This is a genomic window from Streptomyces sp. 8L (assembly GCF_020176795.1).
Classification (GTDB): domain Bacteria; phylum Actinomycetota; class Actinomycetes; order Streptomycetales; family Streptomycetaceae; genus Streptomyces.
The window spans coordinates 1-18,720 of sequence record NZ_JAIUKE010000191.1 but is presented as its reverse complement, the minus strand read 5'-3'; the positions used below and the strand labels follow the sequence as shown (position 1 = coordinate 18,720).

Annotated in this window: 14 protein-coding genes and 1 pseudogene; 3 read left to right on the top strand and 12 right to left on the bottom strand. The window is 73.5% G+C overall.

Going from position 1 to position 18,720, the window contains the following annotated elements; genetic code table 11:
- The 9 genes and pseudogenes from LCE31_RS17650 to LCE31_RS17610 form a co-directional block, all read right to left on the bottom strand.
- Positions 1-210 (bottom strand): annotated as a pseudogene (locus LCE31_RS17650) (sulfurtransferase); the annotation flags it as partial.
- Positions 211-290: 80 nt separating this feature from the next.
- Positions 291-860, bottom strand: a complete 570-nt coding sequence (locus LCE31_RS17645; protein ID WP_225015248.1) for an NADPH-dependent FMN reductase — start codon at positions 858-860, stop codon at positions 291-293.
- A gap of 136 nt (positions 861-996) precedes the next feature.
- Complete coding sequence (locus LCE31_RS17640; RefSeq protein ID WP_225015247.1) at positions 997-2,382, bottom strand: amidohydrolase; 1,386 nt, start codon at positions 2,380-2,382, stop codon at positions 997-999.
- A gap of 87 nt (positions 2,383-2,469) precedes the next feature.
- The gene (locus LCE31_RS17635; protein WP_225015246.1) at positions 2,470-3,921 is read right to left on the bottom strand and encodes an MFS transporter; all 1,452 of its coding nucleotides are present in this window, start codon (positions 3,919-3,921) and stop codon (positions 2,470-2,472) included.
- 265 nt (positions 3,922-4,186) lie between these two features.
- Positions 4,187-4,843 (bottom strand): TetR/AcrR family transcriptional regulator, encoded by a 657-nt coding sequence (locus LCE31_RS17630; RefSeq protein ID WP_225015245.1) that lies wholly within the window; start codon positions 4,841-4,843, stop codon positions 4,187-4,189.
- 317 nt (positions 4,844-5,160) lie between these two features.
- On the bottom strand, positions 5,161-5,820 hold the full coding sequence (locus LCE31_RS17625; protein ID WP_225015244.1) for a thymidine kinase: 660 nt from the start codon (positions 5,818-5,820) through the stop codon (positions 5,161-5,163).
- Positions 5,821-6,040: 220 nt separating this feature from the next.
- A complete protein-coding gene (locus tag LCE31_RS17620) occupies positions 6,041-7,237 on the bottom strand; it encodes an alkaline phosphatase family protein (RefSeq protein WP_225015243.1) in 1,197 nt (398 codons plus the stop codon).
- A complete protein-coding gene (locus LCE31_RS17615; RefSeq protein WP_225015242.1) occupies positions 7,234-7,830 on the bottom strand; it encodes a DUF5998 family protein in 597 nt (198 codons plus the stop codon). The genes LCE31_RS17620 and LCE31_RS17615 overlap by 4 nt, the downstream gene beginning before the upstream one ends.
- Before the next feature lie 70 nt (positions 7,831-7,900).
- Complete coding sequence (locus tag LCE31_RS17610; protein WP_225015241.1) at positions 7,901-10,732, bottom strand: bifunctional acetate--CoA ligase family protein/GNAT family N-acetyltransferase; 2,832 nt, start codon at positions 10,730-10,732, stop codon at positions 7,901-7,903.
- Between the two features lie 92 nt (positions 10,733-10,824).
- Between LCE31_RS17610 and LCE31_RS17605 the strand changes: the two genes are divergently transcribed.
- On the top strand, positions 10,825-11,106 hold the full coding sequence (locus tag LCE31_RS17605; protein ID WP_225015240.1) for an HPr family phosphocarrier protein: 282 nt from the start codon (positions 10,825-10,827) through the stop codon (positions 11,104-11,106).
- 115 nt (positions 11,107-11,221) lie between these two features.
- On the opposite strand, the gene LCE31_RS17600 is transcribed toward LCE31_RS17605, so the two are convergent.
- Both LCE31_RS17600 and LCE31_RS17595 read right to left on the bottom strand, forming a co-directional pair.
- A complete protein-coding gene (locus LCE31_RS17600; protein WP_225015250.1) occupies positions 11,222-12,589 on the bottom strand; it encodes a M16 family metallopeptidase in 1,368 nt (455 codons plus the stop codon).
- 17 nt (positions 12,590-12,606) lie between these two features.
- Entirely contained in the window at positions 12,607-13,989 is a 1,383-nt protein-coding gene (locus LCE31_RS17595; RefSeq protein ID WP_225015239.1) for a M16 family metallopeptidase, read from the bottom strand.
- 327 nt (positions 13,990-14,316) lie between these two features.
- On the opposite strand from LCE31_RS17595, the gene LCE31_RS17590 reads away from it, so the two are divergent.
- Together LCE31_RS17590 and LCE31_RS17585 are read left to right on the top strand one after the other, a co-directional pair.
- A complete protein-coding gene (locus LCE31_RS17590) occupies positions 14,317-16,770 on the top strand; it encodes a DNA gyrase/topoisomerase IV subunit A (RefSeq protein WP_225015238.1) in 2,454 nt (817 codons plus the stop codon).
- Between the two features lie 107 nt (positions 16,771-16,877).
- Entirely contained in the window at positions 16,878-17,549 is a 672-nt protein-coding gene (locus LCE31_RS17585) for an MBL fold metallo-hydrolase (protein ID WP_225015237.1), read from the top strand.
- 89 nt (positions 17,550-17,638) lie between these two features.
- On the opposite strand, the gene LCE31_RS17580 is transcribed toward LCE31_RS17585, so the two are convergent.
- Positions 17,639-18,720: CobW family GTP-binding protein (locus LCE31_RS17580; protein WP_374118488.1), on the bottom strand; the 1,082-nt coding region annotated here is incomplete at its 5' end.

Here is an 18,720-nt window from a genome sequence, read left to right as displayed (position 1 = left end):
CGGGGGGGCGGGGGGGGCCCGGGGGGGGGGGGGGCGGGCCCCCCCCCCCCCGCGGGGGGGGGGGGGCCCCGGGCCCGGGGCGGGCCCCGGGGCCCGGGGGGGCCCCCCCGCCGCCGCCGTGCTCAACTGCCAGCGGACGTCGAGCAGGACGGGCGGGCGCTCCCCCGACAGTTCGCGGCTCAGGTCGGACGCGGTGATGATGGCTGTCATACGGCCATCATCACGCACGCGGCGGGCCGGGCGGATCGGGCGGTGCCGGCCGGGGCTCCGGCAGCCGGCGGGCCGGACGGTCAGGCGGTCCTGAGCGGGCGCAGGGCCGCCTCGGTGCGCAGCAGCTCGTCGAACATCGCCTTCGCGGAGCCCTCAAGGAGTTCGTTGGGGGTGAAGACGGCCTCGTCGTCCAGGAACTGCTGGACGAACGGGATGGAGACGGCCTCGAAGGCGGGCGTCATCTTGAGCGTCGTGACGACCTGTTTGATCATCTGCGCGGCGCGGGTGCCCGCCGCGACACCGCCGTAGCTGACGAGACCCACGGGCTTGTAGCGCCACTCGCGGTGCAGGAAGTCGATCGCGTTCTTCAGCTCGGCGTTGAAGCCGTAGTTGTACTCGGGCATGACGAACACGAACGCGTCGCAGGCGTCGACGCGCGCGCTCCAGTCGAGGGTGTGCTGGTGCGTGTACTGGCCGAGCCTCGGGTGGCTGGGCTCGTCCATGAACGGCAGGCCCACCTCCGCGAGGTCGATGAGGTCGACCTCGTCGAAGCCGGCGTGCGTACGCGCCTCCTTGTCCACCCACTGGCCGACGGGCAGGCCGACCCGCCCCGGACGGGTGCTCGCGATGATGATCCCCAGCTTCGGCATGCGTGCTCCTCGGTTGCGTACGCGGACGCCTGGCCCAGGCCGTGCGCCGCGGTCGCGGACAGTTCCTACGACTTAAGTCGTTGCGAGTTCAACTAGTGTACGCCGCGGGCCCGGCCCCGGCGCCGGAGGCTCCATCTCACGTCCCGCGGTGGGCCGTCGACGCCGGCGCGGCGCCGCGCCGGCGCCGTACCGGCTCCAGCAGCCGGCGGCGGTGCCCGGGGTCCGCGGCCAGCTCGACTCCCGTCCAGGCCAGTGCCACGGCCGCGTCCAGCACGGCGCGGTCGGCGCCCTCCGAGGTACCGGCGGCGGCGAACTCCCTGGTGTGCTGGACGGCCCCCGCGGTGTCGTATCCGATCATCGGGTGGATGGCGGGGAGCACATGGGAGACATTACCCATGTCGGTGGAGCCCCCGGGCTCGGGCGTCCGGCCCACCGTTCGGCCCAGTCCCTCGGCCGCACGCGCGTAGATCTCCGCCATGGCCGGGTCCTGGCGCAGCTCGGCGAAGTCCCTGCCGCGCGTCGCCATCGTCAGCTCGGCGCCCGTCGCCAGGGCGCCGGCCTCGAAACAGGCGCGGACGCGACGCTGGAGAGAGCGCATCCGCTCCAGCGTCCCGGCCCGTACCTCGTAATGGGCGGCGGTACGGGCGGGGATGACATTGGCCGCCTGGCCGCCGTCGGTGACGACACCGTGGACCACGCTGCCCGGCGGAAACTGCTGGCGGAGCAGGCCGATGGAGGTCTGGGCCACGGTGAGGGCGTCGAGCGCGTTGACGCCTTCCCACGGGGCGGCGGCGGCGTGCGCGGAACGCCCGGTGTAGCGGATGTCCCAGGCGCCGATCGCCAGGGAGGTGTTGCCCACCGTGTCCGTCGCGTTGGCGTGCGCCATCATGGCCGCCGCGACCCCGTCGAAGAGGCCGGCCTCCAGCAGGTAGACCTTGCCGCCCGAGTCCTCCTCCGCGGGCGTACCCAGCAGCTTGACGGTGATGCCGAGCCGGTCGGCCACCTCGCCGAGGGCGATGGCGGCGCCCAGGGCGGCGGCGCCGTTCACGTTGTGACCGCAGGCGTGCCCGATGTCCGGCAGCGCGTCGTATTCGGCACAGAGCGCGATGACGAGTTCGCCGGTCCCCTTCACGGCGCTGAAGGCGGTGGGCAGGCCCGCGACTCCGCGCTCCACCGTGAAGCCCGCCGACTCGGCGAGCCGCGCCAGGGCAGCGGCCGACCGGTGCTCCTGGAACGCGGTCTCCGGCTCGGCGTGGAGCTGATGGCTCAGCGTGACGAGCTGTTCGCGCCACGACCCCGCGCAGTCGCGCACGACGCTGCGCAGTGCGGCGGTTGACGGTGCGGAGGTACGCGGGACGGCCGTGCTGCGCGCCGCGCCCGTACGCGGCCCGGAGGTACCGGATACGGAGGTACCGGATACGGAGGCGGAATGTCCGGCGGCGGAGTGCACGGCGGTGGCGGGTGTCGTGGCGGCGGGCTCTGCGGTGGCGGGTGTCGTGGCGGCGGGCTCGGTGGGCTTCATGGCGGCTCCTCGGCAAAGGGAGTGAGAACAAGAGGCGGACAGCGGCGGCGGCCGGAGTACCGGCCGGCGGGGCGCGGCGGTATGCGGTCAGGGCGCCGGGACGGCCGCCCCGGCCTCCCCCGCGGCACCGGCGGGAGCGGCCCCGCGCAGCCGTACGGCGACGACGGCCGCCGCCAGGCCCGCGATCGCGCACAGCGCCCACCCCGTGGTGTAGCCGCCGACGGCGACTCGGCCGTCGGTCCCCGAATGGGCGCTCAGCCCGGCGCCGATGGCCGCGGCGCCGACCGCGACGCCCAGGGAGAGGACCAGCTCGTTGATGCCCGCGGCGGTGGCGGTCTGCTCCTCGGGAACGGCCTCCACCATCAGGGCGCGGGTGGCCGACTCGAAGAGGCCCATCGCCAGACCGGCGAACGAGGAGAGGACCAGGTAGTCGGCAAGGGTCCCGTGCCACAGCACGAGCCCCCCGAAGCCGGCGAGAGTGGTCGCGCCGGCCGCGCCGACGGTGATCCGCTCCCCCGCGCGGCGCAGGAGCGCGGGGGTCAGGAGCGAGGAGACGACGCTCGCCGCCGTCATCGGGAGCAGTACCCAGCCGATCGCCGCGGAGCTGAGCCCCATGCCGTAACCGGCCTTCCCCGGGGAGGCGGCGAGGAACGTCGAGTTGGCGGCGAGCGATCCGATGGTGGCGAACGAGACGAAGAACGTCACCGTGCTCAGCACCGCGACGCGCGGGTTGCGGAACATCCGGACGTCCACGAGGGGGCGCTCACGGCGCAGTTCCATGAGCGGCCAGACCACCAGCGCAGCCACCCCCACCAGGGCGCAGACCAGGGTGGGCGCCGATGTCCAGCCCCAGGCGCCGCCCTGCGAGAGCGCCAGGACGACCCCGGACAGCGCGAGGGTGAGCAGCAGGAAGCCCATGAGGTCGAAATGGTGCCCGCGCGCCGGGCGTGGATCGCCGTCCGGCATCAGCACGCAGGCGGCGCAGCCGAGGAGTCCCGCCGCGACACCGACCCACAGGCCGTCCCCGGCGTCATGGGCGCCGACTTCGCCGGAGAGGATTCCGGCGAAGCCCACGGCGAGCAGCAACGCGCTGACCAGGATGCCGATACCGGTACGGGACGCCTTCTCGCCGCCCCGGTTGCGCAGGATGCCGATCATCAGCGGCATGAAGCCGACCACGCCGCCCTGGAGCACGGCGCCGAGCGTCAGGACCGGCAGGTCGGGCCACAGGGCCATCAGCAAGGACCCCAGGGCGACCGCCGCGACGGACAGCCGCAGGACGCGCCGGTAGCCGTGGCTGTCGCCCAGCCGGGACAGGACCGGTGTGAACACCGCCATGCTGGTCGTCTGGATGACGTAGATCCAGTTCTGCTGCGCGGTGGTGATCCCCGCGCGTTCCCCGAGGCCGGCGAGGAGCGGGGACAGGTACTGCTGGGTGACGCCGCTGGCCAGTTCCACGGCGATCATCGAAGCGAGCATGGACCGTGGTCCGGTCGGGCGGAGCACGGCGGACGACGGCGGAGCGGTTGTCTGTGACATGACTGCGCACCTCGGTGAGGGCCTTCGCGTGACGGGCCGCGAAGGGCAGGCGAAGGGAACGGACGCCGCAGGGAGCCGACGTTCGCGATGCCGGCTCAGGGCGTGCCGCAGGGACCGACGGCGGGCGCCGTCGTCCGTCAAGTGGTGTTCGGTGTGGGGGGCTTGGGGCAGGTGCGTACGCCAGGTGGCGTGCGTACCACGAGTGGTCCCGGCGCCTGCGGAGCCGTTCGGGGCGCCGGGCCCGGGTGCGGCCGAGAGCGACGAATCAGTCCGCGGGCGCGGGGGGTGCGGCGATGCGCGGAACGTTGCCGGCGAGCGCCACTTCGATCAGGGCCTCCACCTGTGAGGCGAGGAAGGCGTCCCCGCGCATCTCGGTCCTGAACATCACGACGCCCGACCAGGAGTCCAGGAGAAGGTCGATGTCCACGTCGGGCGGGAAGTCGCCGCGCGCGATCCCGCGCTGGACCACCGCCCGCGCGAACTGGCGTCTGGGACCGAGGACCTCGGCGCGGAAGCGTTCCATCACCGCCGGGTCGCCCATGTTCGCCCAGAGGGCCGACAGGACCGATCCCTTGCCGTCGTGGACGTCCCGCAGGATCTGGCCGAACAGGACACGCAGTTCCTGGCGGGTGCTGCCGACGTCGGGCACGTCGTCCACGACCGCGTCCCTGATGAGCAGTTCACCCACCAGCTCCGACTTGCTGGACCAGCGGTGGTAGACGGCCTTGCGGCTGACTCCGGCCCGCAGCGCGACCTTCTCGACCGTGAACTCCAGGTAGCCGAGTTCCGCCAGCAGCTCCGCCGTGGCGTCCAGCACCTTGTGGTGGATCTCGGCGGAGCCCGCCCGGCCGGTGGAGCCGACAGCCTCGGCGGGCTTCTCGGCCTCGGCGGTCGACTCCGTGGCGGTACGGCGCGGGCTCATCGGCGCTCCGGGGCTCGGTCCTGAGGGCTCCCCGACCGGGGGCCCGCGAACAGGCTCAACATACGGACGCCGACGCGACAGCGTCAATACAAGTGGGGAAACATTGTGTAACCCGAAGCACTTCCCAGCGACCTGCATCCTCCACTGCAAAGGATTCCGCTGTGGATACACAGTGTTTCCCTGTTGCGGCTTCCGCACCGAAGCAGGCCGAAGCAAGCCGAAGCGGGAACCCGGGACCGCCCGCCGAACCGGGACTCGACCCGCGAGGGCCGTCCGGCCGCGACGACGTCCTGGCGCACGGCAAGCGCACCCGGATGTCAGGCGGGCGGCACCGGAAGGACGTCCGGCGACAGCGCCCCCACATTCGCGGTCGCCGCCGTCGCACGGCGGCGGTGGTGCCGCCTGCACAGCACCTCGTACCCGACCTCGCCGTCCGGCCTGTCCACATCGCTCACGTCGCCCACGACGACCTGCGCGCCCTCGACCACCATCACGCCGTCCACCGTACGGGCGTTGTGCGTGGCCCGGGCGCCGCACCAGCACAGCGCCTCCACCTGGAGGGCCTCTATCCGGTCCGCGAGCTCGATCAGCCGCTGCGAGCCGGGGAACAGCCTGGTGCGGAAGTCCGTGGTGATGCCGAACGCGTAGACGTCGAGGTCCAGGTCGTCCACGATCCGCGCCAGCTGGTCGATCTGCTCGTGCAGCAGGAACTGCGCCTCGTCCACGATCACGTAGTCGACCCGGCCGCCCCTGGTGATGACATCGACGACGTACGCGTACACGTCCATGCCGCCGACGGCCTCCACCGCGTCCGTGACGAGGCCGAGGCGGGACGAGAGCTTGCCCTCCCCCGCCCGGTCGTCCCGCGTGAAGATCACGCCCCGGAGTCCGCGCGCGGAGCGGTTGTGGCCGATCTGGAGAGCCAGTGTGCTCTTCCCGCAGTCCATCGTTCCGGAGAAGAACACCAGCTCAGACATGGGAGGACGGAAGCCTTTCGCGATCGTGCCACCCGGCGGGCGGCCACCGGGACGGGCGGCTGTACAGCGGCGTACAGCCGGACGTGCGGAGACATACGGCGGAGGTGCGGGAGCGTACGCGGGCCCCCGCGGCCTGCGGTACGGCGGACGTACGCCCGGCGTGCGCGGGACGCACGACCGGACCCACGGCCGGATGTACTGGCCTGGGAGCTGTACTGGCCTAGGAGCGTACTTCGAGGAGGGGGACGAGCTGTTCGACGGGGGTCATGGAGCCGTGCATGCCGACCATGACCGACTCGTGCGGCTCGCGCTCGGACGCCGTCACCACCACGTCGTCGCAGGCCGCCGCGACGACGTCGCCGATCCGCCCGTACGTCCGCTCGTCGACGGCGCCCTCGGGGCCGAACCAGCCCGCGGCGATCGCCTCGTCCCTGCCCGCCACCCAGAACCGCTCGCCGAGCACGTCCCGCCAGACGGCGAGCACGTCGGCCGCCGCGCCGGGCACCGCGTAGACATGGCGCGCGCGGCCCTCGCCCCCGAGGAGCGCGACGCCCGCACGCAGCGCCCAGTCCTCGTCGAAGTCGATGCGGGACTCCTCGTCGAACGGGATGTCGATCATGCCGTGGTCGGCGGTGACGTACAGCGCGGAGCGCGGCGGCAGGCTCTCGGCGAGGCGGCGGGCGAGCTGGTCGACGTAGCCCACCTGGCCGCGCCAGGCGTCCGAGTCGACGCCGAAGCGGTGCCCGTTGCTGTCGACCTCGCTGTAGTACGTGTACACCAGCGACCTGTCGCCCGCCGCGAGCTGCTCGACGGCGAGGTCGATCCGCTCCTCGCCCGCGAGCTTCCCGCGAAACGTTCCGCCGCTCAGCGCGACCTTGGTCAGCGGGGTGGACTCGAACGCGGGCGACGACACCTGGGCGGTGTGGACGCCCGCCGCGTGCGCCGCCTGGAAGACGGTGGGGTGCGGCTGCCAGGCGTACGGGTCCGTCCACGGCTTCCAGCGCAGCTGGTTCATCAGCGCGCCGGTCGCGGGGTCGCGCACCGTGTAGCCGAGGAGCCCGTGCGCGCCGGGGACCGTGCCCGTGCCGACGGAGGCGAGGGAGGTGGCGGTGGTGGCCGGGAAACCGGCCGTGAGGGGGCGCCCGGTGCCGCCGAGCGAGGTGGGCAGCAGCGAGGTGAGGAACGGAGCCTCGTCGGGGTGCGCCCTGATCTGCTCCCAGCCCAGGCCGTCGACGAGGAACACGCAGTTGCGGTCGGCCGGTGTCAGCTCGGGGATGGCGGCGGTGAAGCCGGGGACGCCCTGGCCGGCGACGAGGGTCGGCAGGAGGTCCGCGAGCGAGCCGGAGCCGTAGGCGGGCAGCGGGGCGGTGGCAAGGTCGAGCGCCGCGGCCTCGGCCCATCCGATGCCGTCGGTCATGCGCGGCCGGCCGACGGGCTCGCCGTGGCCTCGGACAGTGCCTGGGCGAAGACGAGGGTCTCCTTCACGGCGTCGATGCCGTCGCCCGCCTCGCTGACCCGGAGGCTGAGGTCGTCGGCCGTGGAGTTGCCCGTGTAGCCGTGATCGGCCTCGCAGTTGGGGTCGCCGCAGGCGGCGGGCTCCAGGTCGATCCGCGACACGGCGCCCCAGCCGATCGTGAGGACGACCTCGCGCGGCAGCGTGCCCGGCTTGTAGGACTCGGGGTTGGCGACGACCCGGCTGACCACGACGGACGAGATGCGGTCCCGCTTCACCGACTCGGTCGACGTGGTCGCGTAGGGCGTCGGGGAGTCGGAGTCGGCGGCCTGCTCGTCGGTGTGGCTGACGATGAACCGGTTCTCGGTCAGGACGAGCACGGTGACATGGCGGCGCACCTCGTTGGCGTCGAACGTGGTCTCCTGGTGCACCAGGTACGACGCGATCCGCTCGCCGCCGACGGCGGCCTCCACCGCCTCGGCCACGAGGGCGGGGTAGTAGCCGCTGCGCTCGATCGCCGTGCGCAGCCCCTGGGTCGTCGTGCCGGTCTTCGCCATGGCGCCCATCCTACGGGGGGTGCGGGGGCGCCGGGGCACCCCTCGGAGCCCTGCCCGGCCGGGGTACGGCTCAGTAGCTCGGCAGCCGCCGGGGCCCGAGGTCGTCCAGCGCGGGCGGCGGCGCGAGGCGTACGTGCGCGTCCAGGACGGTCAGCCCCCGGGTCGCCACCACCACCGGATCGAGGGTGAGCGCCACGATCTCGGGGTGATCGTCCACCAGGCGGGAGACGCGCAGCAGCAGCTCGGCCAGCGCGTCGGTGTCGACCGGGTCCGCGCCGCGCCAGCCGAACAGCAGGGGCGCGGTCCTGATGGACCGGATCAGCTCTGTCACGTCCCGGTCCGTGGCGGGGACGAGGCGGTGCCCGAGGTCGCCGAGCAGTTCGGACGGCGCGCCAGCGAGGCCGAAGGACAGGACGGCTCCTGCCGCCGGGTCCAGGGTGGCCCGTACGACGGTGTCCACCCCGCGCGGCGCCATCGCCTGCACGACGGGCCGCAGTTCGGCCGGGTCGCCGAGGGCGTCGGTCAGTTCGCGGTAGGCGGCGCGCAGCTGTCCTTCGTCGCCGAGGCCGAGCCGTACGCCGCCGAGGTCGGCGCGGTGGCGCAGGTGGGGCGCCGTCGTCTTGAGGACGACGGGGTAGCCGACGTCGTGCGCGGCCCGCACGGCCTCGTCGGCGCCTGGCGCGGGCCGGGTGCCGAGGACGCGGATGCCGTAGTGGCCGAGGAGGGCGCGGGTGTCGCTGTCCCCGAGCGCGATGCCGCCGGGCCGGTCCGCCGCGCCGAGAGCGCGTTCCACGAGGGCGCCCGCTCCGGACTCGTCGATGTCGTCGTACTGGGGCACGCGGCCGGGCTCCGCAGACTCCCGGCGCCAGCGGGCGTACTCCGCCGCCACGGCGAGCGCTCGCACGGCGCGCTCGGCGGCGGGGTAGGCGGGGATGCGCCCGGCGGTCGCGGGCGGCCTGTCCCGGGTGCCGGTCTCTTCGCCGGCTCCGCCCGCGGCGGCCGGGGCCGGCTCCGGCGCCGGCGGGAGCGGGAGCCGGGCGTGGGGGGCGGTGCTCGTCGCCGCCGAGAGGGCTTGGGCGAGGCCGCCGATCTCCACGTAGACCACCGCGACCGGCTTCGCGGGTGCGTCGGCCGCCGCCTCGCGCAGCGCGGACGCCAGTGCGCCGCCCGCAGTCGGGGCCTCGGTGCCGACGCGCGGTATCGCGGTGACGACGACGGCGTCGCAGGCGGGATCGTGCAGCGCGGCGGTGAGAGCGGCGCGGAAGTCGGCCGCGGTGGCCGATGTCGTGAGATCGCGCGGCGGCAGCGGGCGCAGGCCCTCCGTCAGGCAGGCGTCGTAGGTGAGCAGGCCGAGCGACTCGGAGTTGCCGACGATCGCCACGCGGGGGCCCGCCGGGAGGGGCTGGCCGGCGAGGAGGAGTCCCGCGTCGACGAGTTCCGTCACGGTGTCCGCGCGCAGCACGCCCGCCTGGCGCAGGAGTGCCGAGACGGTCGCGTCGGTGATGCGGAACGCGGGGACGGCGTGGCCCTGCGGCATCGCGCCGCTGTGCCGGGCGCCCTTGACGACGACGACCGGCTTGGCGGCTGCCGTACGGCGCGCGAGACGGGTGAACTTGCGCGGATTGCCGATGGACTCCAGGTACATGAGGACCACGTCCGTGTCCGGGTCCTCGTACCCGTACTGGAGGAAGTCGTTGCCCGAGACGTCCGCCCTGTTGCCCGCGGAGATGAAGGACGACAGGCCCGCGCCCCGCCGGTGCAGGCCCGCGAGCAGTGCGATGCCGATCGCTCCCGACTGGGTGAACAGGGCGATGCGTCCGCGCGCGGGCGGCTCCGGCGCGAGGGACGCGTTGAGCCGGACCGCTTCCGCCGTGTTGACGATCCCGAACGCGTTCGGGCCGATGATCCGCATGCCGTACGTGCGGGCCAGGCGCACCAGGTCCCGCTGGCGCGCCCGCCCCTCGGGGCCGGTCTCCGCGTACCCCGCCGACAGCACCACCAGGCCCTGGACGCCGTGTCCGCCGCAGTCCCCGACGACCTCGGGCACCCGCTCAGCGGGCACCGCGACGACCGCGAGGTCGACGGGGGCCGCCAGCGCGGAGACCGACCGTGCGGCCGGTACTCCGTCGATCTCGGTGACGTCGGCGGCGAAGGCCGCGTTGACCGCGTACGTACGCCCGCGGTAGCCGCCCGCGAGCAGGTTCCGCAGCACGCTCCTGCCGACGCCGCCCGGCTCGCGGCCGACACCGACGACGGCCACCGAGCCGGGGGCGAGGAGTCGCTGCACCGAGCGGGCCTCCGCGCGCTGCTCGCGGCCGCGCTGGACGGCGAGCGACCGCTCGGTGGGCTCCAGGTCGAGGGTCAGGCGGACCGAGCCGTCCTCGAAGCGCCGGTGCTGGGTGAACCCGGCGTCCATGAACACCTTGATCATCTTGCCGTTCTGCGGCAGGACCTCGGCGGCGAACCGGCTGATCCCCCGCTCGCGGGCGACGGCCGCTATGTGTTCGAGCAGCGCGGACGCCACCCCCCGGCCCTGATGGGTGTCCTGCACCAGGAACGCGACCTCGGCCTCGTCGGCCTCCGGGCCCCGGGCCGCGCGGCCGTCGGCGCCGATGCGGTCGTACCGCACGGTCGCGATGATCTCGCCGCCCACCGTCATGGCGAGGCCCACCCGGTCGACGTAGTCATGGTGGGTGAACCGGTGGACGTCCTTGTCGGAGAGCCTGGGGTAGGGCGCGAAGAAGCGGTAGTACTTCGACTCGTCCGAGACCTTTTCGTAGAAGCTCACGAGGCGTCCCGCGTCGTCGGGCGTCATGGGCCTGATCCTGGCGGTGCCGCCGTCGCGCAGTACGACGTCTGCTTCCCAGTGGTCCGGGTAGGCGTGGACCGAGGGCGTCTCCATGACGGAAGCGTACGGCGGGGCACGCCGATCGGCCCTCTCGGCGGATGCGATACTGGTCTAGACAACCTCTGTCAGATCCGAAGGGCAACACCATGGCTGAGCGCCGTGTCAACGTCGGTTGGGCCGAGGGCTTGCACGCCCGTCCCGCCTCCATCTTCGTCCGCGCCGCGACCGCCTCCGGCGTACCTGTGACCATCGCGAAGGCCGGCGGCTCGCCCGTCAACGCGGCCTCGATGCTCGCGGTGCTCGGCCTCGGCGCCCAGGGCGGCGAGGAGATCGTCCTCGCGACGGACGCCGAGGGTGGCGACGCCGCCCTCGACCGCCTCGCGAAGCTGGTCGCGGAGGGGCTCGACGAGCTGCCCGAGACCGTCTGAAGGACCGGCTGCCCGCACGCGGGAGCACGGACAGGGGGCCGGCGCACCGGCGCCGGGCCCTGTCCTTTCCGTGTTCTTTCGGCGTGCTTTCGGCGTCTCCGCCGGGAGCCGCGAGTCAGCCCTTGACGACCGTCACGGGGCCGATGCCCAGCGCCTCCACCGGCTCCTTGATCCGCGCGGCGTCGCCGACGAGCACCGTGACCAGGCGGTCCTCGGGGAACGCGGCCACGACCGCCGCCGTCGCCTCGACCGTGCCGGTCTCGGCCAGCCGCGCGTACAGCCGCGCCTGGAAGTCGTCCGGCAGGTGCTGCTCGACCTGGTCGGCCAGCGTGCCCGCGACGGACGCGGCCGTCTCGTACTTGAGCGGCGCGACCCCGACGAGGTTCTGCACGGCGACGTCGCGCTCCTCGTCGGTCAGCCCTTCGGCCGCGAGGGTGCGCAGCACCTTCCACAGGTCCTCGAGCGCGGGACCCGTCGACTCGGTGTCGACGGAGCCGCTGATGGCGAGCAGCGAGGCGCCCGTGCCGTCCGCCGCGGACCGCAGCACCTGGCCGAAGGCGCGCACGCCGTACGTGTAGCCCTTCTCCTCGCGCAGCACCCGGTCGAGCCGGGAGGTGAGCGTGCCGCCGAGGCAGTACGTGCCGAGGACCTGGGCGGGCCACACGCGGTCGTGCCGGTCCGGGCCGACCCGGCCGAGCAGCAGCTGCGTCTGCACGGCGCCCGGGCGGTCCACGATCACCACCCGGCCCGTGTCGTCCGCCGTGACCGGCGGGACGGGGCGCGCGGTGCCCGCGTCGCCGGTCCACGCGCCGAGGGTCTCGGCGAGGACCTGGTCCACGTCGACGCCCGTGAGATCGCCCACGATGACAGCCGTGGCCGTCGCCGGGCGCACGTGCGCCGTGTAGAAGGCGCGGACCCCCGCGGCGTCGATGCGCGCGACGGTCTCCTCGGTGCCCTGGCGCGGCCTCGACATGCGCAGTGACGCGGGGAAGAGCTCCTTGGAGAGCTGCTTGGCCGCGCGCCGGCCGGGGTTCGCGGTCTCGTGCGGGATCTCGTCGAGGCGGTTGCGTACGAGCCGCTCGACCTCGCTCTCGGCGAAGGCGGGCGCCCGCAGCGCGTCGGCCACCAGGCCGAGCGCCTTCGGCAGCCGCCGTACGGGCACTTCGAGGGAGACCCGTACGCCCGGGTGGTCCGCGTGTGCGTCGAGGGTGGCGCCGCAGCGCTCCAGCTCGGCGGCGAAGTCCTCGGCGCTGAGCTCGTCGGTCCCCTCCGACAGGGCGCGGGCCATGATCGTCGCGACGCCGTCGAGGCCCTCGGGCTCGGCGTCGAGCGGCGCGTCGAGACACACCTCGACGGCGACGACCTGCTGGCCGGGGCGGTGGCAGCGCAGCACCGTCAGGCCGTTGGGCAGCGCGCCGCGCTCGGGCGCGGGGAACGCCCAGGGCTTGGCCTCGCCCGGGGCCGGACGCGGGTGGAGGTCCATGGTCGCGGTGGCCTCGGTCACTTGGCCGCCCCTTCCTGCTCGTCGTGGTGCGCGGCGTCCGCGCCGTCGTCGGGCGCGGTGTCCGCGCTGTCCTCGGCCGGCAGCGGCTCGTACACCAGGACGGCCCGGTTGTCGGGCCGCAGACGGGCGGCGGCCACGGCCTTGACCTCCTCCGCGGTGATGTCGAGGACGCGCTGCACGGCGGTGAGCGCGAGCTGCGGGTCGTCGAACAGGACCGTGTAGCGGCACAGTTCGTCCGCGCGGTCGGCCACGGTGCCGAGCCGGTCCAGCCATTCGCGCTCCAGCTGGGCCTGCGCGCGCTCCATCTCCTCGTCCGTCGGGCCCTCTTCCGCGAGGCGCGCGAGCTCCTCGTCCACGGCGGCCTCGATCTGCGGGATCTCCACCCCGGTGGACGTCTTGACGTCGAGCCAGCCGAGCGAGGGCGCGCCGGCCAGGCGCAGCAGGCCGAAGCCTGCGGCGACGGCGGTCCTGTCCCGGCGCACCAGGCGGTTGTGGAGGCGGGACGACTCGCCGCTGCCGAGCACGGTCAGCGCCAGGTCGGCCGCGTCGGCCGCGCGGGTGCCGTCCTCGGGCAGCCGGTAGGCGGCCATCAACGCGCGCGCGGGGACCTCCTCCTGGATCTCCTCGCGCAGCTCCCTGCCGATGATGTCGGGCAGCGAGCCGTCGCGCGGCGGCCGCTTGCCGTCGTGGGACGGGATCGAGCCGAAGTACTTCTCGATCCAGGCGAGCGTCTGGTCCGGGTCGATGTCGCCGACGACGGAAAGCACCGCGTTGTTGGGCGCGTAGTTGGTGCGGAAGAACGCGCGCGCGTCCTCCAGCGTCGCCGCGTCCAGGTCGGCCATGGAGCCGATGGGCGTGTGGTGGTAGGGGTGGCCCTCGGGGTACATGAGCGCGGTGAGGCGCTCGAACGCGGTGCCGTAGGGCACGTTGTCGTACCGCTGGCGGCGCTCGTTCTTGACGACGTCGCGCTGGTTCTCCATCGACTCCTCGTCGAGGGCGGTCAGCAGGGAGCCCATCCGGTCGGCCTCGAGCCAGAGCGCGAGCTCCAGCTGGTGCGCGGGCATCGTCTCGAAGTAGTTGGTGCGCTCGAAGCTGGTGGTGCCGTTGAGGGAGCCGCCCGCGCCCTGTACGAGTTCGAAGTGGCCGTTGCCCTTCACCTGCGCGGAGCCCTGGAACATGAGGTGCTCGAAGAGGTGGGCGAGTCCTGTACGGCCCTTGACTTCGTGGCGGGAGCCGACGTCGTACCACAGGCAGACCGCCGCGACCGGGGTCAGGTGGTCCTCGGAGAGCACCACGCGCAGACCGTTGTCCAGGCGGTGCTCCGTCGCTGTCAGGCCGCCTGATCCGGCCTGCTCGGTGGCCGTGTGACCCATGGGCATGTACGTCCCTTCGCTCGCGATGACTGGTGTTGCGCTGCCAGCCTGCCACTGTATGCAAGCGCGCCGGCGGGCGCCGTGGTTCCCCCGGGGTGAGGACGCCGTCCGTACGCGGCCGGGCATGGCCGGGGGCCGGTCCGCGCCGCGCGCGCCGGGCTCTGCCACCGGCTCGCGCGGGGTGGCGCGCGGCGGCCGACGCACGGGTCGATTCCGGCGTTGTCGGTGGCGCGGTCCACAATGGTCCGTGTCAGCCCCAGAAGTTGTCGTCGTACCCGGCGCGCGCGTCGTCGTACGCGCCCGCACTGTCTCTGTGAAGGAGCCGCAGCAGCGATGGCCCGCCGCAGCACGAAGACCCCGCCGCCCGATGATTTCGAGGAGCGCATCCTCGACATCGACGTGGTCGATGAAATGCAGGCCTCCTACCTCGAATACGCGTATTCGGTGATCTACTCGCGCGCCCTGCCGGACGCGCGGGACGGCATGAAGCCGGTGCACCGCCGGATCGTGTACCAGATGAACGAGATGAGCCTGCGCCCCGACCGCGGCTACGTGAAGTGCGCCCGTGTCGTCGGCGAGGTCATGGGCAAGCTGCACCCGCACGGCGACGCGTCGATCTACGACGCGCTGGTGCGCATGGCCCAGCCGTTCTCGATGCGGCTCCCCCTCGTCGACGGACACGGCAACTTCGGCTCGCTGGGCAACGACGACCCGCCGGCCGCGATGCGGTACACCGAGTGCCGGATGGCCGACGCCACGTCGCTGATGACGGAGTCCATCGACGAGGACACCGTCGACTTCGAGCCCAACTACGACGGCCAGGAGCGCGAGCCGGTCACCCTGCCGGCCGCCTATCCCAACCTGCTGGTCAACGGCGCGTCCGGGATCGCGGTCGGCATGGCGACGAACATGCCGCCGCACAACCTGGGCGAGGTCGTCCAGGCCGCCCGCCATCTCATCAGGCATCCGAACGCGGACCTCGAAGCGCTCATGCGCTTCGTGCCGGGGCCCGACCTGCCGACGGGCGGCCGGATCGTGGGCCTGTCCGGTGTGCACGACGCGTACGCGACGGGCCGCGGCACGTTCAAGATCAGGGCGACCGTCACCGTGGAGGACGTGACGCCGCGCCGCAAGGGACTGGTCGTCACGGAGCTGCCCTTCACGGTCGGGCCCGAGAAGGTCATCGCGAAGATCAAGGACCTGGTCTCCTCGAAGCGGCTCCAGGGCATCGCGGACGTCAAGGACCTCACGGACCGCGAGCACGGGCTGCGGCTCGTCATCGAGATCAAGAACGGCTTCGTGCCGGAGGCCCTGCTCGAACAGCTCTACAAGCTGACGCCGATGGAGGAGTCCTTCGGCATCAACAACGTGGCGCTGGTGGACGGGCAGCCGCTGACGCTGGGCCTGCGGGAACTGCTCGAGGTCTACCTCGACCACCGCTTCTCGGTGGTGCGCAGGCGCAGCGAGTTCCGCCGTACGAAGCGGCGCGACCGGCTGCACCTGGTCGAGGGCCTGCTGGTGGCGCTGGTCGACATCGACGAGGTCATCCGGATCATCCGGTCGAGCGACAACTCCGCACAGGCGAAAGAACGTCTGATGGAGCACTTCTCGCTGTCCGAGATCCAGACGCAGTACATCCTCGACACGCCGCTGCGCCGCCTGACGCGCTTCGACCGGATCGAGCTGGAGAGCGAGCGGGACCGGCTCCACACCGAGATCGACGAGCTCACCGTCATCCTGGAGTCCGACGCGGAACTGCGGAAGGTCGTCTCCGCGGAGCTGGCCGCCGTGGCGAAGAAGTTCGGCACCCCGCGGCGGACGGTGCTGATCGAGGGCGGCGCGTCGGTCGCGGCGGTCCCGGTGCCGCTCCAGGTCGCGGACGACCCCTGCCGGGTGCTGATGTCCTCGACGGGCCTGCTCGCCCGTACCGCGAGCGGTGAGCCGCTGCCCGCGGGGGACGGCAAGCGCGTCAAGCACGATGTGATCGTGTCGGCGGTGCCCGCGACGGCGCGCGGCGAGATCGGCGCGGTGACGTCGACGGGCCGGCTGCTGCGGGTCTCCGTGGTCGACCTGCCCCAGCTGCCGGGGACGCCTGCGGCGCCGAACCTCTCCGGCGGGGCGCCGATCGCCGAGTTCCTCGCGCTGGAGGCCGACGAGGCGGTGGTCTGCCTGACGACGCTGGACGAGTCGTCGCCGGGGCTCGCGCTCGGCACGCTCCAGGGCGTGGTGAAGCGCGTGGTGCCCGACTACCCCTCCAACAAGGACGAGTTGGAGGTGATCACGCTGAAGGAGGGCGATCGGATCGTGGGCGGCGCCGAGCTGCGCACGGGCGAGGAGGATCTGGTCTTCATCAGCTCGGACGCGCAGCTGTTGCGCTATCCGGCGGCGCAGGTGCGGCCGCAGGGCCGGGCGGCCGGCGGCATGGCGGGCATCAAGCTGGCCGAGGGCGCGGAGGTCCTGTCGTTCACGGCGGTGGACCCGTCCGAGGACGGCATGGTGTTCACGGTCGCGGGCTCGCACGGCACGCTGGACGACTCGGCGCGCACGGCGAAGCTGACCCCGTTCGACCAGTACCCGCGCAAGGGGCGCGCGACGGGCGGAGTGCGCTGCCAGCGGTTCCTCAAGGGTGAGGACACCCTCGTCCTGGCCTGGGCGGGCGCGAGCCCGGTGCGGGCGGCGAAGGCGGACGGCTCCGCGGCGGCGCTGCCCGCCCCCGACCCGCGCCGCGACGGCTCGGGCACCCCGCTGACCCACGAGATCACGGTGCTGGCGGGCCCGGCGCACTGACCGGGACGGGGGGGGGCCCCGTTCGGCCCTCCGGCCTTGCGGGGCGTGCGCGTGAGCCATGAGCGAACGGCGCTGCGGCGGCCGGCGCGGTCCTCCAGGCTGGGGCCATGAACGTCATCGAGGTACTTCCGACGCTGCGCATGCTCCGCTTCCCCGTGGGGGCGGCCTATCTGTGGCGCGACGGCGACGAGCTGACCCTGATCGACACCGGCCCCGTGGGGTACGGCGCGCGGATCGGGGAACTGCTCGACGGGCGGCTGCGGCGCATCGTGCTGACGCACTGGCACGAGGACCACACCGGCTCGGCCGCCGAACTGGCCGCCCGCCACGGGGCCGAGGTCGTGGCGCACCGGCTGGAGGCGCCCGTGATCCGGGGGGACGCCGCCGGGGAGCCCGCGGTGCTCGAGGAGTTCGAGGTGCCGATCAGGGCGGCGGTCCCGGCGCTGCCGCCGGCCCCGCCGTGCCGGGTGGACCGGGAGGTGGACGACGGCGATCGGCTGGAGTTCGGCGGCGGTGCGGTGGTCGTCTCTGCGGACGGCCACACGGACGGGTCGATCGCACTCCATCTGCCCGGCGCCGGAGTGCTGTTCACCGGGGACGCGGTCGCCCACGTCGACCACGTCATGATGGGGGTCTTCAACACGGACCGCGCCCGCGCCGTCAGCACGTTGCGCCGCCTGGCCGCTCTGGACTTCGAGACGGCGGTCTTCGGGCACGGCGAACCGATCGTCCACGGCGCGGCGGACGCCCTGCGGAGGGCGGCCGCCGCGACGGAGTGACCGAGGGCCGGGGGCCGGCCGGGGCGCTCGGAAGTGGCCGCGGGGACTGGAGCGACCAGCGGTCCGGGCCGGCGCGGGCCCAGGGGCCGTCAGGCTTCCGGCGACCAGTCCTCCGGCGACGCGACGTAGCGCAGGACGCCCCACATCGCGGACTCGTCAGGCGCCGCCGTCCCGGTGTCCGCGGCGTCCGGCGCCTCGCACGCGGTCAGCGCCCGCGTCAGGCCCTCGCCGTCCATGTCCATCCCGATCAGGACGAGCCGGGTCGCGCACTCCTCCCCCGCCGCCCAGGGCTCGGGGGTGAAGCGCAGGAAACGGCCGACCGCGTGCAGGGCGTACCGGTTGCCCGGGTCCGCGGCGCCGAAGTCGACGTAGCCCTTGATGCGGTAGAGCCCCTCGGGCCTGGCGTCCAGGAACGCCATCAGCCGCCGCGGGTCCATGGGCCGGCGCGAGCTGAATTCCGTACTGTCGTACGCCGCGTGCAGATGGCTTCCGTGGTCCTCGGGCGCGAGCACGTCCTCGAACGACAGCTGGCCGAAGCTCTCGCCCCGGGGGCGCCGGTCCAGCAGCAGTCCGGGGTCGAGGCGGCCGTACGAGACGGCGACCGCCGGTGTGCCGGGCGCCGCGTTCGCGACGGCCGCGGCGACCTTCGCCAGCCCCTCCTCCCCCGCCCGGTCGGCCTTGTTGAGCACGACCAGGTCAGCGACGGCGAGCTGCCGTTCGAGGCTCGGATGGCGCTCGCGCACGGCCTCGTACTCCGCGGCGTCGACCACCTCCACGAGGCCCCCGTAGCGGACGCGCGGATTGTCGGAGGCCAGCAGCATGCGGACCAGCTCGCGGGGTTCCGCGAGGCCGCTGGCCTCGATGACGACCACGTCGATCCCGAGTCCCGGGGCGGTGAGCCGGTCGAGGTACGCGTCGAGCTCGCTCGCGTCGACGGCGCAGCACAGGCAGCCGTCGCCGAGCGAGACCATCGACGAGCCGACCTGGCCCGCCACGGTCATCGCGTCGATCTCGATGGCCCCGAAGTCGTTGACGACGACGCCGATCCTGGTGCCCCTGCTCTCCCGCAGCAGATGGTTGAGGACCGTCGTCTTCCCCGCTCCGAGGAACCCCGTGAGCAGGAGGACCGGGACGGGGCCCGGTCCGGGCGCGGCGGAGAGGGGGTCGGGCT

What these genes read in the sequence shown, in the direction of transcription:
- LCE31_RS17640 (WP_225015247.1), bottom strand. Translation starts at nt 2,382, where the DNA reads ATGAAGCCCACCGAGCCCGCCGCCACGACACCCGCCACCGCAGAGCCC.
- LCE31_RS17635 (WP_225015246.1), bottom strand. Translation starts at nt 3,921, where the DNA reads ATGTCACAGACAACCGCTCCGCCGTCGTCCGCCGTGCTCCGCCCGACC.
- LCE31_RS17645 (WP_225015248.1), bottom strand. Translation starts at nt 860, where the DNA reads ATGCCGAAGCTGGGGATCATCATCGCGAGCACCCGTCCGGGGCGGGTC.
- LCE31_RS17620 (WP_225015243.1), bottom strand. Translation starts at nt 7,237, where the DNA reads ATGACCGACGGCATCGGATGGGCCGAGGCCGCGGCGCTCGACCTTGCC.
- LCE31_RS17625 (WP_225015244.1), bottom strand. Translation starts at nt 5,820, where the DNA reads ATGTCTGAGCTGGTGTTCTTCTCCGGAACGATGGACTGCGGGAAGAGC.
- LCE31_RS17590 (WP_225015238.1), top strand. Translation starts at nt 14,317, where the DNA reads ATGGCCCGCCGCAGCACGAAGACCCCGCCGCCCGATGATTTCGAGGAG.
- LCE31_RS17605 (WP_225015240.1), top strand. Translation starts at nt 10,825, where the DNA reads ATGGCTGAGCGCCGTGTCAACGTCGGTTGGGCCGAGGGCTTGCACGCC.
- LCE31_RS17595 (WP_225015239.1), bottom strand. Translation starts at nt 13,989, where the DNA reads ATGCCCATGGGTCACACGGCCACCGAGCAGGCCGGATCAGGCGGCCTG.
- LCE31_RS17585 (WP_225015237.1), top strand. Translation starts at nt 16,878, where the DNA reads ATGAACGTCATCGAGGTACTTCCGACGCTGCGCATGCTCCGCTTCCCC.
- LCE31_RS17630 (WP_225015245.1), bottom strand. Translation starts at nt 4,843, where the DNA reads ATGAGCCCGCGCCGTACCGCCACGGAGTCGACCGCCGAGGCCGAGAAG.
- LCE31_RS17610 (WP_225015241.1), bottom strand. Translation starts at nt 10,732, where the DNA reads ATGGAGACGCCCTCGGTCCACGCCTACCCGGACCACTGGGAAGCAGAC.
- LCE31_RS17615 (WP_225015242.1), bottom strand. Translation starts at nt 7,830, where the DNA reads ATGGCGAAGACCGGCACGACGACCCAGGGGCTGCGCACGGCGATCGAG.
- LCE31_RS17600 (WP_225015250.1), bottom strand. Translation starts at nt 12,589, where the DNA reads ATGGACCTCCACCCGCGTCCGGCCCCGGGCGAGGCCAAGCCCTGGGCG.